Source organism: Pantoea sp. C1E2 (genome assembly GCF_056491465.1).
Map to the genome: position 1 here is coordinate 4,016,272 of NZ_JBSZHT010000002.1, position 15,345 is coordinate 4,031,616.

The window sequence follows — 15,345 nt, forward strand, 5'->3', positions numbered from 1 at the left end:
TCAATTGCGCCCCGACCACAGATCAGGGCAGCCTCAACGGGCTGCCTTTTTTATGCCGGTAAATCGATCACCAGGGCACGCAGCGGCGTTTTCGCCTGCAACGTAATCTGATGTTCTTCACTTAAAAACGCACCGTCGCCGCAGCTCAGTAATTCCTGATTGGCACTGCTTGCCTGCAGATCTAACGAGCCGTGGATCGATTGCAGATAGGCGCGAGGGCCATTCAGCTTCACCGTATGCTGTTCACCCGGCGCCAGGATGACCTGATGCACCCAGACTTGCTGACGCAGCTGCAGGCTGCCGTCAACGCCGTCTGGCGAGGCCAGCAAGAAGCGAGTTTCCTGCGGCACAGCGATTTTCTGCAGCAGCGGGTTTTCACGTTCCGGGCAGGCCGCCAGCCATAGCTGCATACGCGTCAACGGGCGATCTTTGCTGATGTTGATTTCGCTGTAGTTCACACCCTGGCGCGCCGAGAGCAGCATGGCTTCGCCTTCCCGCGCGATCAGGTGATTACCCTCGCTGTCGCGGTACTCCGCTTCACCCTGCAGAACCAGGTTCAGCACATCCACCTGCGGATAGCTGCGCGGCTGAAACGCCGCACCCGGCGCCAGCACTTCCTGATTGAGCACACGCAATGAAGCGTAGCCCATCAATTTCGGGTCAAAATAGTGGCCAAAAGAGAAGCTGTATCGCGCCTGCAACCAACCGAAATCGGCCTGGCCACATGCGGACGCGCAGCGGGTTGTCATCATGATTTACCTCCGACGCACTGCGGTGAGATTCGACCACAGGCTTTATACGTTCATGGTAAAAGGCTGGACGCCGGATTGTTAGCCAGTTAATCTGCCTGGCATATTCAAATTTACTGACAGAGAACCGGCATGGCAAAAGACCGCGCGTTAACCCTCGAAGCTTTACGTGTGATGGATGCTATCGATCGTCGTGGTAGCTTTGCTGCGGCAGCCGATGAACTGGGCCGCGTTCCCTCTGCATTAAGCTACACCATGCAGAAGCTGGAAGAGGAACTGGACGTGGTGCTGTTCGACCGCTCCGGTCATCGCACCAAGTTCACTAACGTCGGACGCATGCTGTTGGAGCGTGGGCGCGTACTGCTGGAAGCGGCCGATAAGCTCACCACCGATGCCGAAGCGCTGGCACGCGGTTGGGAAACCCATCTCACCATCGTGGCCGAAGCGCTGATCCCCACCAATCTGCTGTTTCCTGTCGTAGAAAAACTGGCGGAGAAAGCCAATACGCAGATTTCGCTGGTGACAGAAGTGCTGGCCGGTGCCTGGGAGCGTCTGGAACAGGGCCGCGCCGATATCGTGATTGCACCTGATATGCATTTCCGTGCCTCGACCGAAATCAATACGCGCAAGCTTTACAGCATCATGAGCGTCTACGTTGCCAGTCCGGATCACCCAATTCATCAGGAAGCCGAGCCGCTGTCTGAAGTGACGCGCGTGAAGTATCGCGGCATTGCGGTGGCGGATACCGCGCGCGAACGCCCGGTGTTAACGGTGCAGCTGCTGGATAAACAGCAGCGCCTGACGGTAAGCAGCATGGACGATAAACGCCGTGCCCTACTGGCGGGATTGGGTGTCGCCACCATGCCTTATCCGATGGTGGAACAGGATATCGCCGAAGGTCGTCTGCGTGTGGTAAGTGCCGAATACACCCGTGAAGTGGATATTATTATGGCGTGGCGCCGCGACAGCATGGGTGAAGCTAAGGCGTGGTGTTTGCGTGAGATCCCGCGACTGCTGGCGAAGCAGCGCGGTTGATTAAATCCAGGTCGGCATAAATGCCAACCCTACGCCGAACATCGTAGTGGCTGCATTCCTGCCAAACATTGTAATACGCAATCCATATCGGACATTGTAGGGGCGGCATTCATGCCGCCCTGGTTTACGATCACATCCGACTCAGACAATCGATCGCCACCGCTTTAAAGCTGACGAAATCCCCGCAGTCGCGCAGTCGGGTCATCGCCCTCTCACGCAGGAAGGTAACGAACAGATCGTAGATCGCCATCGCCTCTTCGTATTCGCTTTTGCTGATCGCCAGCAGGAAAATCACCGAAGCGGTTTCATCCCCCCAACTCACGCCATGCGGCGCCAGCACGGTATAGACCACGGTTTTCTTCGCCAACAGTCCCAGTGAGTGCGGCAGCGCAATGCCTTCGCCGAGCATAGTGCTGACGATGGCTTCACGCTCTTCCACTGAAGGATAAAACTCCGCATCCACAAAGCCCTCGGACTCCAGCTGATCGCACAGCACGCGGAACAGCGCCGATTGCGTCATCGGCTTATCCAGCACCATAAAGTGCTGCGCGTCGAAGTACTTTTCCAGCATGTAAGGACGCGTGCGATCCACCAGCACCAGCTTGCCCAATTGCTCCAGCTGGAATTCGGTGGGGAACGGCGACATCACCGCAACCGGCTTATTCTTTTCGCTCAAACGCACGGTGGAAATCACGAAATCTTCGTCGATGTGTTCGCGCATCTCGTAATCACGCTGCGACAAACGCGCGGTGACCACCAGCTGCGGGTATTTGCGCAGCAGCAGCGCTTCGATCATGCGCAGCGTGGAGTTGCCGCTGTCGCACACCAACAGCACCTGAGGATGGCGTTGATAGCCGACATCGTAATGCCGCTCCAGCCCGACACCGATATGCAGCACCAGAAAACCGATTTCGTTCTCGCTGATGCTGTACGGCGTGTACTTGCCCCAGCTGGTCACCGCCGCCAGCGTGACGTCATACGCCATCGGATAGTGCTGTTTAATGTTACCGAGCAGCGGATTGGGAATGTGAATCTGGTAGCGCACCCGGGTAATCATGGTTTTGATATGCGTGAGCAGATCGGCCCGCAGCTGTTCATCCTGCTGCAAGCGGTAGTTGTAGTGGGTGTTGATGTAGTTCAGCAGATAATCGACCAGCGCGTCGGCGTCATCGGCATTGATGGCGCTGGGAGCCAGTGCCTGAATCTGTCGTGCGGCGATATTCACACGCAGCCAGTTCTCTTCTGCCTGCGAAATCGGTTTACCGACCAGCGGTTGCATCAAGCTCACCAGATGATGTGCGGCTTCGCGCACCTCGTCACCGACATCTTCCGCGCCAGGATCGTTGAGCGGGAAACCTTCGCTGATGCGCCGCACCGCCACCGCACAGTAAATTTGCAGATAGCGCTCGCCCTCATCGCTGAGGCGAATCGCGTACTGATTGAAACAGTGCTGCAGCAGTGGCTCCAGCTGCGCCAAAATGCCGCTGTGCAGCGCTTCCACCGTCAGCAGCGGGCTGTCAGGCATCTCTTGGTCGATCTGCCACAGCAAGTCTGTCAGGCAGGTGCGAATCGCCGCCTCGCTGCCAAACAATTTCATGCCGTAATGGGGTTTGGTTTCGATATTCAGATGATAGCGGCCGAGCCATTCCCGCACCTCCGCCATGTCACTTTGCAAAGTGGCACGACTGACAAACCACTCTTCAGACAGGTCTTCCAGCTTGAGGGAAAAGGCGGCGGTGAGAAAGCGGGTGAGCAGATAGCGCACCCGATCCTGCGAGGTACGAGGCACACGCAGCGGTGCAGTGCTCTCTTCCTGCAACCGGTCGAAGCGCGCCACATTGTCAATCTTGAGTTGATACCCCGCGCCGCGTGCCAGCACGAACTGAGCGCCGTGTTGCTCCAGCAGCGCATTCAGCGCGGTGATATCGGTGCGCACCGTGCGCGTTGAAACTGAAAAGCGGCGCGCCAGTTCATCCTGTGGCAGCGTTTCATTTTGCAGCGCAGCGAAAAGTTGGGCCAGACGCTGATTGGGAAATCTCACGGAGCTTCACCTGTGACTCGTTTGTTACAGCAGTTTCTTGCACGTTGCCAGAAGCTGACGCACATCGTCAATGCGCGTGTCGCCAGTGGCGCTGTCGATGATCGAACTATAGACGTGTGGAATCACTTTGCTGACGCCCGCATCGAGCGCAATCTGCACAATGGCTTCGAAATTATTGAGATCGATGCCGCCGGTCGGTTCCAGCCAGAAGTCGTGACGCGCACAGGCTTCAGCCACAGCACGATATTCGTTCACTGATTTTAAGCCGCCCATCGGGAAGTACTTTACCGAGCTGCCGCCCATGTCCTGCAACATGGCGATGGCGCTGTCGATCGGCACTATTGCATCTTCTGCCTGCGAGCTACGCGGCCCGGTGGAGATTTTCACCAGACCAGGCGTGCCGGTTGGCGAAATCAGGCCGTTGACCACGGTGTGATTTTGTCCGAGCAGCGCACGGCTGGTGGCGACACCGGTGAATACCTGGTTGACGTGCTGCGGTTGCAGCACTGCTGAAATCTCACTCACCATCGCGGACTGATTCGGATCGCCCGCGCCCAGCCCGACGGACAGCGCGTTATCGATCAGCGCCGCGTACTCGCGCATATCGGCAATCGCTTCTTCATTGGTGGCGTAATTTTTTGATAAGACGCCCACCAGTACGTGGCCTTCTGCGGCCTGCCAGATCTCTTTGGCGTTCTGCTTAGAACCGGCCAGCACGTTGAGGCACAGACGGCCCTGATAAAAATTCGGGTTCAGACTCATGCGCGTTTTCCTCCGCTGATTAACGCCTGGATACGGCTAAAGATAATATGCAGCTGATCGGCGCTGACGCTGCGCACATCCGCTTCGATAATGCCTTCATTGGCCTTGTAGCCACGGAAGTAGATAGCGATATCGCCGGTTTTCAGCGCCTGCACCAGCTCGCCGGTTGGCCATTGAGTGACGACTTCATCGAACTTGATCTCAGCACGAGCGATATCACGGCCCGCCGCATCCCACACCACGCGAGCGGACACGCCATTAATCGTGTTGAGGTTGTCGATAAACGGCGTCATGTTGGCCACCATCTCAGCGCCGGTGGTTTTCGGCTGCACCAGATAGTTTTCAATCGCCTGCGTCAGACCGAGAATGCCCTCTTTACCGACTTTCATCGCGCGGCCAATGCCGTTGCTTTGACGTTTTACCCACTCAACATATTGGGTGCGGCCGATCACCAGTCCGCTAGTCGGCCCTTCAATCGCCTTGGCACCGCTGTAGATCACCAGATCCGCGCCCATTTGGTAGTAGCACTGCAGATCTTCTTCTGCTGCCGCATCCACGATTAACGGGATGCCATGTTTACGCGCGACCACCGCCGCCTGCTCCACGCTCAGGTGGCTCTTCTGCACGCAGTGGTGTGACTTGATGTACATCAGTGCCGCCGTGGTTGGCGTGATGGCGGCGGCCAGCTGTTCAGGCGAACATTCGTTGCTGTAACCGGCTTCCACTAAACGTCCACCGCCCAGCGCCACCATCGCGCCCACGGGTGCGCCGAAGTTTACGTTGTGCCCTTTCGGCACCACGATATCGTGCGGTACGGTCAACGGTGCGGCATGCAGGTTATCCAGCAGCCAGTCGTTATCTTTGACGATCACCGCCGCCACGCTCTGCGCGATGCCGGCCGAGGCGCAGGAGACCACGACCGCGTTCTCCACATCCAGCAGTTTAGCGATATAGGCGCCGGTTTTATTGACCAGATCTTTGATCTCGAAATAGTGATTCAAACCGTAGCTGACGGTCTCGACCACATCGGCAGACGGGGTTGAAACACCGAGAATGGTCATACGACCGGAGGCATTGATGACCTGTTTCAGGTCATATTTTTCATAAATCGAAGACATGATTGGTTTTCCCTTCATCTGTCAGATGCCACTCACCCGCGACAACCACGGCCAGCGGCAGCAAATGTTGCTCACCCAAAACCCGTTCGCCTTCAGCATCAACGAACGGGCGGGCTTCCTCTTTGACGGTAAAAATGGTCAGGTCGGCGTCATAACCTTCAGTTAAGCGCCCTTTGCCCGCTAAGCGCAGGCCAGCCGCGGCATTGCCGGTCACGCAGTCAATAACCTGCGGCAGCGTCATGCCAATGCTGAAGAATTTCGACATCACGTGCGCCAGGCTGTGTACCGGGCCGTTGATGCGGTTGCGACAGTAAATGTCAGAGCTGATGGTGTCGGGCAGAATGCCCTGCGCGATGGCCTGACGGGCTACTTCAAAACTGAAGCTGGCGCTGCCGTGGCCGATATCCAGCTTCACACCGCGCGCGATGGCATTTTTCACCGCCGCCTTCAGTTCGCCCTGTGGCGACAAAATGCGGTTCGGTTTACCGTTGAAGCAGTGGGTAATGATGTCACCGGAGGTGAGCAGATCGGCGATCTCTTCCAGCACCGGCGGATTGTTGCCGATGTGCACCATCAGCGGCAGATTACCCGCCGCCTGCTGGATGGCTTTGGCGCGAATCAGTGGCTGAATGCCGTTTTCGCCCACCACGCTGCTGCTCATGCGCGCTTTCAATCCCACAATAAAGTCCGGGCGACGTTTTACCGCCTGCACCACCGCGTCACTGTCGATCTGCGCCATATCGGCCAGCTCGTTCTGCGTGATGATGCCGGTGCGTGAGATGTTGATCAGCGCGCGCACTTCCGTGGTGGCGGAACGGGTTAGCCGATAGAAATCGTCGATATGATCCGCACCGGTGCTGCCTGCATCGACCACCGTGGTCACGCCCTGCGCCACGCCAATCGCATCGGCTTCATCGTGATAAATCGGGGATTTGGGATAGCAGTGCACGTGGCTGTCGATCCAGCCCGCGCTGACGTAGTAGCGCCCTGCTAAATCGCGCTCCTGCTGTGCTGAACCGCTGACGTCACCGACCGCAGCAATCTTGCCGTGCTGGATGGCGATATCCACCAGCTGTTCGTCGCACAAACGCGCGCGGCGCAGAATCAGATCAAACATGTTTACTCCTTAACAACCTGCATTCAGCCTGGTGCACATAAATGCGCACCCTACGGAATGTGCACCACATCTGCCTGATGCGCATAAATGCGCACCCTACGGAATGTGCACCACATCTGCCTGGTGCGCATAAATGCGCACCCTACGAAATCGTAGGGTCGCCATTTATGGCGACCGTTAAACCGGTTACTGCATCACAGAGAAACCGGGAACATCGCGCCTAAGGCCATCGCGCCGAGAATCGCACCACCGGTAATCGGTTTGTTCCACAGATAGAACAACAGCGCACCCACCAGCGAACCGAGGCCGATAGGAATCGACGCGGCCATCGCAGACAGGATGATCAACGGCCCGAGGAAGCGACCCGATGCATTACCTGCGCCCATCATCACGTCCGCACCGTAGGTGGAATCGCTTTGATTGATGGTGAACTTACGCGCCAGGATGATCAGATAGCCAATCGCTACGCCCACCACCAGGCCGGTTGCCAGTGACGCGGCAAAGTTCGCCACCGGGAACACGATGCCCGCACCGAGCAGCAAGGCAGGAACACCTAAGCCGACGCCGGTTTGAATCGCGCCACCAATATCCAGAATCCCGACCAGCGAGCCTTCAATAATACGGGCAAACAGGAAGCTGGCACCGAACGCCGCCACTGCGCCATATACACCGGTTTCCATACCGGAGCGCAGCATGGATACGAATGCCACTTCGTTGAAAGCGCCAATGCCGTACAGGTAGTACATGTGCGTACCGGCAAACACGCCAGATGACAGCAGGCCAACAAAGATCGGGAACGACCAGTCGGCATACCAGAACCCTTTGTTTTCAGTCTCGTTCATTCTCGAGGCTCCTTATTTGCCGCTCAGGCTGTTGTGGATCATGTCCAGCCAGCCAGGGACACCCAGTTGGAAGGATTGCAGCAGTTTCATGTCGAAGCCACGGAAGAAGCCACTCAGAGCGAACAGCAGCACAATCGCGAACATCATCACTTTGGTGACTTTGTTCCAGCCGCTCTCTTCCACGCCTTTACCGATCAGGATGCCCAGCACCAAACCCGGTACGGCATTGCCCATGATCAACTGCGCCAGACCACCAAAGATGGTCGCCCAGAAGCCCGATTTCTTACCGGCATCAATGGCCGCCAGCCAGAAGATCACTGGCATCACGGTATTCACCAGCAGGTTCGCCGCCGGTACCAGCACTTTCACTGCCGTGACCTGCAACGCCGCTGGCACCGCAGAAGCGGTACTGTTGAGGAACGCCACGACGATCATGCCGATGATGCCGCAGGCAATCGCCATGCGTTTCGGGTTGTGCAGGGTTTCCGCGACGTTACGATTTTTCACCATCAACGCAGCCGCGCCCCAGTTGGGCAGAATGCGGTGGTCAACGTCCTGTGTGAAGGAGCCTGCCGCCACAGACGATGCCCAGGCGTTAAAGAAGAAGCCAAGACCAAAGGAGAAGTGCGAAGCAGGATCGCCTTCGCAGGAATTGAGTTCACCCAAAGTACGAAACGCGCCCATACCTTGCGTGGTCGGTGCATGGAACATGCGCGCTGCGCCCGCTCCTACCCCAACGCCAACCAATCCACCAATGATCAACGACTTAAACAAAATGATTAAAAACATGTTGTTGTACCCTTTGTTGTCGTTTTTATTTCGTCGCGATGAAATCCACCTTGTCGGTGTCGATCACGGTGACGCTGACGGTAATATCCAGCTCAACGCTGTAATTCCGTCGTTCGCGCGCCAGAAAGAAGAACAAGAACTTCTCTGCGCGTACGCTCTCCTGCGCGCGCAGCACCCGCACATCTATGGGTTCAATGCGCAACAGAATCTTTTGGCTGGTGCGCAGCACTTGCTGCTGCACCTTGCTCAATGCATCGGAAAAGGCTTTCGCTTTGCTGTCGCCTTTGCCCTGCACCGTTACCTGGGTCTCGTATTGCTGTTTCATGCTTAGCTGCCGTGTTTTTTATTCCAGGCCTGCACCAGACGTTCACCCAGCTCTTCTTTATCCATAAAGCCAAAGCCCAGCACGGTGGCGCCTTCGTTGATGGCAGTCACGCCTTCATCAATCGAACGCATGCCGTGTTTGGCTTTGTAGCCATATTTGTTCTGTGCAGTGATGGCACCTGCACCGCCGCTGCCGCAGAAGGAGATACCGAAATCGGCGTTTTCCGCTTTCATCACATCGCCCAGTTTCATGTCGGCTGCTACGCCCGGCACGACAACGGCACGGCCGCCTGCTTTCTCAATACCGGCTGCAACTTTCTGGCCTTTACCCAGACGATCACCAATGACGACTGTTACCATGTTCAATTCCTCTCGATTTATGCTTCGTTCGATTTCGCCACTTCGATATGCACCGATAACAACCAGGCTTCTTCTTTTGGCAGATTGCCAAACAGATCGACCACCTGCTGTGCCAGCGCCATGGTTTCTGGCGAGATATCTTCAAACAGTTCGGCTTCCACTTCCGGCAAGGCTTCTCCCGTGAGGGAACGCGCTGCCATCGCCCGCACATGCGACGCCAGCATCTGCTGCTGCACGGCATTGGCTTCGATGTGGTGCGCGGCGTAGATCGCCGCAATCTGCTTCAACGTGTTATCCGCCAACGCCTGAATGGCTTCTGGCGTACTCGGTTTCAGCGGGACAGCTTCACTCCTCACCTTGCTACTCCTGTTTACTGCGGATAATTAGAGATAATTCGCGTTGAAAAGAAATTACGCTTTCCGCTTCAGGCTGTGGAGACGCATCTTTTCCACCTCAAAGTGGAAATCCCACGGGCGTGTGTGCGCCAGATCGCACTACGCATGAAGTGTGCGAAACAGGTCACAAAAATGCGGGTTATGCCGGAAATGAGTGTGAGAGAACGGAGAAATCGCGGGGGAAGATAAGGCCAGCCACAGGGCTGGCCGGTTTATCAGCGGAATTTCTTATGGTTGGCGTTACGAATATCTTCCAACTTTTTCGCTTCAGCTTTGGCTTCGTCGAGTTTATTGGCTTTCGCCAACTGATCGACGACATCAATCTGTGCAATCAGAGAATCAAGACCTGCGTGATAATCCTTAATCTGGGCGCTATCGGCAGCCTGACCTTCCAGTTTTTCCGGCGTGGATTTTTTAGCATCCTCCGCCGCCTGGCGCATCTTGCCGAGTGCGGTTTGCATTTCCTGAGCATCGGAGGTTTTTTTCACCACGCTCAGGCCATCTTTCAGAGTATCCATATCATTCTTCAGGTCAGCGGCGAATACGCTAGCCGAGGAGAACAACAGCGAGAGAGACAACATTGCAATTACATGCTTCCGCATAAAAATATCCTTATTTACCCTTCATCCTTCACGTTCCAGGCGCGTTGGCTGCGCTTACTCACCTCAGTCACTCACTCATGTAAGCTCCTAAGAATTCATTCACTTGCCGGCTTCCTGCAACGCGAATTATTTCGGGTATTATTATTGGCAAAAAAAAAGCAGCCACGTGGGCTGCTTTCAGTGAAGCGATGTGTTTATTGTCCGGCGATTTTCATCTCCGGCAGCAGCACCGACCCGCATTGTATATTGCTGCGCGTTTCAATGTCGTTACCGAGAGTTACCATATTGAGCCACATATCCTTGAGGTTGCCCGCAATTGTGATCTCACTCACAGGATATTGGATTTCACCGTTTTCAACCCAGAAACCTGAGGCACCGCGCGAGTAATCACCGGTCATGGCGCTGACGCTGGAACCCATCATTTCGGTCACCACTAAGCCACGGCCCATCTGTTTCAGCATATCTTCAAAGCTATGACCCTGGCCCGCAATGCGCCAGTTGTGAATACCGCCCGCGTGGCCGGTGCTCTGCAGGCCAAGTTTGCGCGCCGAATAGCTGGTCAGCAGCCAGTTTTGCAGCACGCCATCTTTAATGATGTCACGCGCCTGGGTGCGCACGCCTTCGCTGTCGAACGGCGTAGACGCCAGCCCTTTCAGCAGGTGCGGCTTCTCTTCAATGGTCAGCCACTCGGGCAGAATCTGTTTGCCCAGTGAATCCAGCAGGAAAGTCGCTTTACGATAAACGCTGCCGCCGCTGATCATGCCAACCAGATGGCCAAACAGACCCGTCGCCACTTCCGGCGCGAAGATCACCGGTGCTTTCATGGTTGGCAGTTTGCGCGGCGCCAGGCGTGACAACACGCGACGTGCACACTCTTGTCCTACCCAATCGGCACTTTGCAGATCGTCAATCGAACGGCCGATGGTGTAAGCGTAATCGCGCTCCATGTTGCCATCCTGTTCGGCAATCACACAGCTGGAGAGCGAATGGCGGCTCGAGCAATAGCTCTGCAGCATGCCGTGGCTATTACCGAACACTTTGATGCCGACGTGGCTATTGAAGCTGCCGCCTTCGGTATTGGTAATACGCTTGTCAGCCTGCAGCGATGCCTGTTCGGCTTGCGCGGCCAGTTCGATAGCGCGATCGGCGTCGATCTCCCACGGATGGTAAAGATCGAGATCCGGCGCTTCAAACGCCAGCAGATCGGGATCGGCCGGGGCGCCAAAAGGATCAACCGAGGTGTAGCGCGCGATATCGATCGCCGCTTGCACGGTGCGTTTGATCGCATCCGGGCTGAGATCGGTCGAGGAGGCGCTGCCTTTGCGGTTCTGATGATAGACGGTGATGCCGAGTGCACCATCGCTGTTGAATTCGACGTTTTCCACTTCGCCATAGCGGGTACTGACGCCGATGCCGGTGGTTTTGGTCACCGCCACTTCTGCACCATCGGTGCTGGCTTTCGCCAGTTCCAGCGCCTGCGCGACAGCCTGTTCTAACACTTTACGTTGTTCTGCAACCTGAGTAGATACGTTCATCGACCTGCCGTCTAATCTTAAGTATGAATTTATTGAGTCTATCAGACTCAGAGAACAATTTCGCAGTCGCCCGATAAACTGGTAGGATTAGCCTCTTTTTTTTAGGGAGCCAAGAGATGACCAAGCAGCCCGATGACTGGCTCGACGATGTGCCAGATAATCAAAACGAAGAAGATGAAGACGAAGAGATTATCTGGGTCAGCAAAAGCGAAATTAAACGCGACGCCGAAGAGCTGAAACGCCTGGGCGCCGAGTTAGTTGATCTGGGGAAAAACTCCCTCGACAAAATTCCACTCGACGATGATCTGCGTGCCGCCATTGAGCTGGCACAGCGTATTAAAAAGGAAGGCCGTCGCCGCCAGTTGCAGCTGATCGGTAAGATGTTGCGCGCGCGCGAAGAAGATCCGATTCGTCAGGCACTGGATAAGCTGAAGAACCGCCATAACCAGCAGGTTGCGCTGTTCCATAAACTCGAGCAACTGCGCGATCGTATGATCGAGAAAGGCGATGATGCTATCGCGGAAGTGATTAACCTCTATCCGCAGGCCGATCGCCAGCAGCTGCGCACCATGATCCGTAATGCGCAGAAAGAGAAAGCCGCCAACAAGCCACCGAAAGCCACCCGTCAGATCTTCCAGTATCTGCGCGAGCTGGCAGAGGCGTAAGTTTGCCGCGTGCATAAAAAGGGTCGCCAATCGGCGACCCTTTTTAGTTTGGGCAGATAAAAGAGCGTCATCAAACCCAGCGGTAAGCCCGATAAAACGGTGGCCATTCCTGGCCACCACTCAATCAACGCCCTAATCTCTCCAGCAGTTTCTGGTGAATGCCACCAAAACCACCATTACTCATCACCAGAATGGAATCGCCTGGCTGGGCTTCTTTCGCCACCATTTCAACCAGTGCATCGATATCCGCACTCCACCTGGCGGGCTGAATACAGGCTTCTGCAACATCCGAGACTTGCCATGGAATATGGTGCGGCTGGAACAGGAACACTTTGTCAGCACGGCCCAATGATGGCGCCAGCTCGTTTTTGCTCACGCCCATCTTCATGGTGTTCGAACGAGGCTCCAGTACCGCCAGAATACGCGCGGTGCCGCCGACTTTACTACGCAGTGCCGCCAGCGTGGCGTGGATCGCCGTCGGGTGATGGGCAAAATCGTCATACACCTTGATGGCATTCACTTCACCACGCAGTTCAAGACGACGGCGCGCATTGATAAAGCTGCTCAGCGCTTCACCGGCATCCACCGGCTTCACGCCGACGTGACGCGCAGCCGCAATCGCCATCAGGCCATTGTGCATGTTGTGCTCGCCCACCAGCGCCCAATTCACTTCACCGACTTTCTCGCCATCGAGCCAGATTTCCCAGTGTGAGGAGTCCGGCGTCAGTTTCTTCGCCTGCCAGTGACCATTGTCACCCACAGTTTCCTGCTCGCTCCAGCAGCCCATCGCCATCACCTGCTTGAGATTGTGATCGTGCTCTGGCAACAGGATCTTGCCCTGGCCTGGCACGATACGAATCAGGTGATGGAACTGCTTCTGGATCGCGCGCAGATCGTCAAAGATATCGGCGTGATCGAATTCCAGGTTGTTGAGGATCAGCGTGCGCGGGCAGTAATGGACAAATTTGGAACGCTTGTCGAAGAACGCGCTGTCGTACTCATCCGCCTCAATGACGAAGAATGGACTTTTTCCTAATTTTGCCGACACCTCAAAGTTTCCTGGCACCCCACCGATGATGAAGCCCGGTTCAAGGCCACAGGCCTCCAGAATCCACGCTGCCATGCCTGCGGTGGTGGTTTTGCCATGGGTTCCGGCCACAGCCAGTACCCAGCGGTCACGCAGCACGAAATCATGCAGCCACTGTGGGCCAGAGAGGTAGGGAATGTTGCGTTCCAGCACCGCTTCCACACACGGATTACCGCGCGTCATGGCGTTGCCGATAATCACCAGATCCGGTTGAGGCTCAAGCTGACTGGCGTCATAACCTTCTGTCAATTCAATACCTTGCTGTTCCAGCAGGGTGCTCATCGGCGGGTAGACATTGGCGTCTGAGCCGGTCACTTCGTGCCCCAATGAACGGGCCAGCATCGCCAGTCCGCCCATGAAGGTGCCACAAATCCCAAGGATGTGAATGCGCATATAGAGATCCATTACTCAAAAGTTCGGCGCACAGTGTAACCCCGAGCAGAGTGGGAAGAAACGGATTAGGACTATGGTTTTTAAAGTTCAATCGGCTAAACTGCGCTCATACGTTGGTAGCGTGTTAAAGCTGCTGCCACTCCATCGTAGATTCAGGGAATGTGTTATGAAAACGTTAGGCGAATTCATCGTCGAGAAGCAACACGACTTTCCACACGCCACAGGTGAACTGACGGCGCTGATTTCCTCCATTAAGCTCGGAGCCAAGATTATCCACCGCGACATCAACAAAGCGGGTCTGGTGGATATTCTCGGTGCCAGCGGCGTGGAAAACGTGCAGGGCGAACAGCAGATGAAGCTGGACCTGTTCGCGAATGAAAAACTGAAAGCTGCCCTGAAAGCACGTGGAGTGGTCGCTGGTATCGCTTCCGAAGAAGAAGATGAGTTTGTGATCTTTGAAGGTTCGGAAGACGGTAAATATGTGGTGTTGATGGATCCGCTGGACGGCTCTTCCAACATCGACGTGAACGTTTCCGTGGGCACCATTTTCTCCATCTACCACCGCATCAGTGAGCCGGGTACCCCGATCACTGAAGCCGACTTTATGCAGCCGGGCAACAAGCAGGTCGCTGCCGGCTACGTGGTTTATGGCTCATCCACCATGATGGTTTACACCACCGGCGTGGGCGTGCATGCGTTCACCTACGATCCCTCACTGGGCGTATTCTGCCTGAGCCATGAGCGCATGACCTTCCCGGAGAAAGGCTACACCTACTCCATCAACGAAGGTAACTACATCCGCTTCCCACAGGGCGTGAAGAAATACCTGAAGTTCTGTCAGGAAGAGGATATCGCGACCAAGCGCCCGTACACTTCGCGCTATATCGGTTCACTGGTGGCAGACTTCCACCGTAACCTGCTGAAAGGCGGTATTTACCTCTATCCAAGCACCGCCAGCCACCCGAAAGGTAAGCTGCGTCTGCTGTATGAGTGCAACCCAATGGCGTTCCTGGCGGAACAAGCCGGTGGCAAGGCGAGCGATGGTGCCAATCGCATCCTCGATATCCAGCCTGAAACCCTGCACCAGCGCTGCCCGTTCTTCTGCGGCAACGATGCGATGGTGAATGACGTTGAGCGCTTTATCCGTGAATACCCAGATAGCCACTCATAATGTGATGTGATGTGAAAAAGCCCGCCAAATTTGAGCGGGCTTTTTGTTGGGTTATTTTCGCCGCTTTGCCTGCCGATCGATTAATTCACCCTGCGTGGAGTAATAGCGGCTTGGCCATATTTGATCTGGCGCGACGCCAATCGCTTCGGCAATCAGCCACTCGCCCTTGGGCCAGGGCCGGATTAACGCATTTCCCAGGGTGGTCGAGCACAAGCCCGCCTCGCGGGATACGGCGGCTAATGAAGTCCCTCTCTTACGTAAAGCGGCAATAATATCGGCCTGATGCCAGTCCTGCTTGCTTTCACCCACGTCACTCTCCTTAGTTCTCGTTATAGGTTGCCATAACGATACTACGTTACT

The 15,345-nt window shown here is 55.8% G+C and carries 17 protein-coding genes; 3 read left to right on the forward strand and 14 right to left on the reverse strand.

Features of this window, described 5'->3' with window-relative positions; genetic code table 11:
- Positions 1 to 50 precede the first annotated feature (50 nt).
- The gene (locus tag ACXI0A_RS19020; protein WP_224933961.1) at positions 51 to 752 is read right to left on the reverse strand and encodes a pirin family protein; all 702 of its coding nucleotides are present in this window, start codon (positions 750 to 752) and stop codon (positions 51 to 53) included.
- A gap of 129 nt (positions 753 to 881) precedes the next feature.
- Between ACXI0A_RS19020 and ACXI0A_RS19025 the strand changes: the two genes are divergently transcribed.
- Positions 882 to 1,784: a LysR family transcriptional regulator gene (locus ACXI0A_RS19025; protein WP_034829216.1), complete on the forward strand. Its 903-nt coding sequence runs from the start codon at positions 882 to 884 to the stop codon at positions 1,782 to 1,784.
- Between the two features lie 130 nt (positions 1,785 to 1,914).
- Here ACXI0A_RS19025 and ACXI0A_RS19030 read toward each other — a convergent pair whose 3' ends face one another.
- The 11 genes from ACXI0A_RS19030 to pmbA all read right to left on the reverse strand — a co-directional run bounded on the left by ACXI0A_RS19030 (position 1,915) and on the right by pmbA (position 11,669).
- Entirely contained in the window at positions 1,915 to 3,825 is a 1,911-nt protein-coding gene (locus ACXI0A_RS19030; protein ID WP_476150857.1) for a PRD domain-containing protein, read from the reverse strand.
- A gap of 24 nt (positions 3,826 to 3,849) precedes the next feature.
- Positions 3,850 to 4,587, reverse strand: a complete 738-nt coding sequence (gene dagF, locus ACXI0A_RS19035) for a 2-dehydro-3-deoxy-phosphogluconate aldolase (RefSeq protein WP_224933963.1) — start codon at positions 4,585 to 4,587, stop codon at positions 3,850 to 3,852.
- Positions 4,584 to 5,705, reverse strand: a complete 1,122-nt coding sequence (locus ACXI0A_RS19040) for a DgaE family pyridoxal phosphate-dependent ammonia lyase (protein WP_224933964.1) — start codon at positions 5,703 to 5,705, stop codon at positions 4,584 to 4,586. Before ACXI0A_RS19040 ends, dagF begins: the two co-directional genes overlap by 4 nt.
- Positions 5,689 to 6,822, reverse strand: coding sequence for an amidohydrolase/deacetylase family metallohydrolase (locus tag ACXI0A_RS19045; RefSeq protein ID WP_476150855.1), 1,134 nt, complete (start codon positions 6,820 to 6,822; stop codon positions 5,689 to 5,691). Before ACXI0A_RS19045 ends, ACXI0A_RS19040 begins: the two co-directional genes overlap by 17 nt.
- A 194-nt stretch (positions 6,823 to 7,016) precedes the next feature.
- The gene (locus tag ACXI0A_RS19050; protein ID WP_476150853.1) at positions 7,017 to 7,664 is read right to left on the reverse strand and encodes a DUF4310 family protein; all 648 of its coding nucleotides are present in this window, start codon (positions 7,662 to 7,664) and stop codon (positions 7,017 to 7,019) included.
- Between the two features lie 12 nt (positions 7,665 to 7,676).
- Positions 7,677 to 8,453 carry a DUF4311 domain-containing protein gene (locus tag ACXI0A_RS19055; protein ID WP_097119509.1) on the reverse strand — a complete coding sequence of 259 codons (777 nt, stop codon included), beginning with the start codon at positions 8,451 to 8,453 and terminating at the stop codon, positions 7,677 to 7,679.
- A 25-nt stretch (positions 8,454 to 8,478) separates the two neighbouring features.
- A complete protein-coding gene (locus ACXI0A_RS19060) occupies positions 8,479 to 8,778 on the reverse strand; it encodes a DUF4312 family protein (RefSeq protein ID WP_476150852.1) in 300 nt (99 codons plus the stop codon).
- Between the two features lie 2 nt (positions 8,779 to 8,780).
- Positions 8,781 to 9,137 carry an SFCGS family glycine-rich protein gene (locus ACXI0A_RS19065; protein WP_009087404.1) on the reverse strand — a complete coding sequence of 119 codons (357 nt, stop codon included), beginning with the start codon at positions 9,135 to 9,137 and terminating at the stop codon, positions 8,781 to 8,783.
- Between the two features lie 17 nt (positions 9,138 to 9,154).
- On the reverse strand, positions 9,155 to 9,493 hold the full coding sequence (locus ACXI0A_RS19070; protein ID WP_034829231.1) for a glycine dehydrogenase: 339 nt from the start codon (positions 9,491 to 9,493) through the stop codon (positions 9,155 to 9,157).
- A gap of 254 nt (positions 9,494 to 9,747) precedes the next feature.
- Positions 9,748 to 10,134, reverse strand: coding sequence for a cytochrome b562 (cybC, locus tag ACXI0A_RS19075; RefSeq protein WP_476150850.1), 387 nt, complete (start codon positions 10,132 to 10,134; stop codon positions 9,748 to 9,750).
- 194 nt (positions 10,135 to 10,328) lie between these two features.
- Complete coding sequence (pmbA, locus tag ACXI0A_RS19080) at positions 10,329 to 11,669, reverse strand: metalloprotease PmbA (RefSeq protein ID WP_224933968.1); 1,341 nt, start codon at positions 11,667 to 11,669, stop codon at positions 10,329 to 10,331.
- 116 nt (positions 11,670 to 11,785) lie between these two features.
- Between pmbA and yjgA the strand changes: the two genes are divergently transcribed.
- Positions 11,786 to 12,334 carry a ribosome biogenesis factor YjgA gene (gene yjgA / locus ACXI0A_RS19085; protein WP_224933969.1) on the forward strand — a complete coding sequence of 183 codons (549 nt, stop codon included), beginning with the start codon at positions 11,786 to 11,788 and terminating at the stop codon, positions 12,332 to 12,334.
- 124 nt (positions 12,335 to 12,458) lie between these two features.
- Here the strand turns inward: yjgA and mpl are convergent, their stop codons facing one another.
- Positions 12,459 to 13,814, reverse strand: a complete 1,356-nt coding sequence (gene mpl, locus ACXI0A_RS19090) for a UDP-N-acetylmuramate:L-alanyl-gamma-D-glutamyl-meso-diaminopimelate ligase (protein ID WP_224933970.1) — start codon at positions 13,812 to 13,814, stop codon at positions 12,459 to 12,461.
- 166 nt (positions 13,815 to 13,980) lie between these two features.
- Here mpl and fbp point away from each other — a divergent pair, with 166 nt between their 5' ends.
- Entirely contained in the window at positions 13,981 to 14,985 is a 1,005-nt protein-coding gene (gene fbp, locus ACXI0A_RS19095; RefSeq protein WP_224933971.1) for a class 1 fructose-bisphosphatase, read from the forward strand.
- Positions 14,986 to 15,036: 51 nt separating this feature from the next.
- Here fbp and ACXI0A_RS19100 read toward each other — a convergent pair whose 3' ends face one another.
- Positions 15,037 to 15,294, reverse strand: coding sequence for a helix-turn-helix domain-containing protein (locus ACXI0A_RS19100; RefSeq protein WP_224933972.1), 258 nt, complete (start codon positions 15,292 to 15,294; stop codon positions 15,037 to 15,039).
- Positions 15,295 to 15,345 lie beyond the last annotated feature (51 nt).

Coding starts and splice junctions, on each gene's coding strand:
- ACXI0A_RS19040 (WP_224933964.1), bottom strand. CDS start 5,705: ATGTCTTCGATTTATGAAAAATATGACCTGAAACAGGTCATCAATGCC.
- yjgA (WP_224933969.1), top strand. CDS start 11,786: ATGACCAAGCAGCCCGATGACTGGCTCGACGATGTGCCAGATAATCAA.
- ACXI0A_RS19060 (WP_476150852.1), bottom strand. CDS start 8,778: ATGAAACAGCAATACGAGACCCAGGTAACGGTGCAGGGCAAAGGCGAC.
- ACXI0A_RS19065 (WP_009087404.1), bottom strand. CDS start 9,137: ATGGTAACAGTCGTCATTGGTGATCGTCTGGGTAAAGGCCAGAAAGTT.
- ACXI0A_RS19050 (WP_476150853.1), bottom strand. CDS start 7,664: ATGAACGAGACTGAAAACAAAGGGTTCTGGTATGCCGACTGGTCGTTC.
- dagF (WP_224933963.1), bottom strand. CDS start 4,587: ATGAGTCTGAACCCGAATTTTTATCAGGGCCGTCTGTGCCTCAACGTG.
- fbp (WP_224933971.1), top strand. CDS start 13,981: ATGAAAACGTTAGGCGAATTCATCGTCGAGAAGCAACACGACTTTCCA.
- ACXI0A_RS19025 (WP_034829216.1), top strand. CDS start 882: ATGGCAAAAGACCGCGCGTTAACCCTCGAAGCTTTACGTGTGATGGAT.
- cybC (WP_476150850.1), bottom strand. CDS start 10,134: ATGCGGAAGCATGTAATTGCAATGTTGTCTCTCTCGCTGTTGTTCTCC.
- ACXI0A_RS19055 (WP_097119509.1), bottom strand. CDS start 8,453: ATGTTTTTAATCATTTTGTTTAAGTCGTTGATCATTGGTGGATTGGTT.
- mpl (WP_224933970.1), bottom strand. CDS start 13,814: ATGCGCATTCACATCCTTGGGATTTGTGGCACCTTCATGGGCGGACTG.
- pmbA (WP_224933968.1), bottom strand. CDS start 11,669: ATGAACGTATCTACTCAGGTTGCAGAACAACGTAAAGTGTTAGAACAG.
- ACXI0A_RS19045 (WP_476150855.1), bottom strand. CDS start 6,822: ATGTTTGATCTGATTCTGCGCCGCGCGCGTTTGTGCGACGAACAGCTG.
- ACXI0A_RS19020 (WP_224933961.1), bottom strand. CDS start 752: ATGATGACAACCCGCTGCGCGTCCGCATGTGGCCAGGCCGATTTCGGT.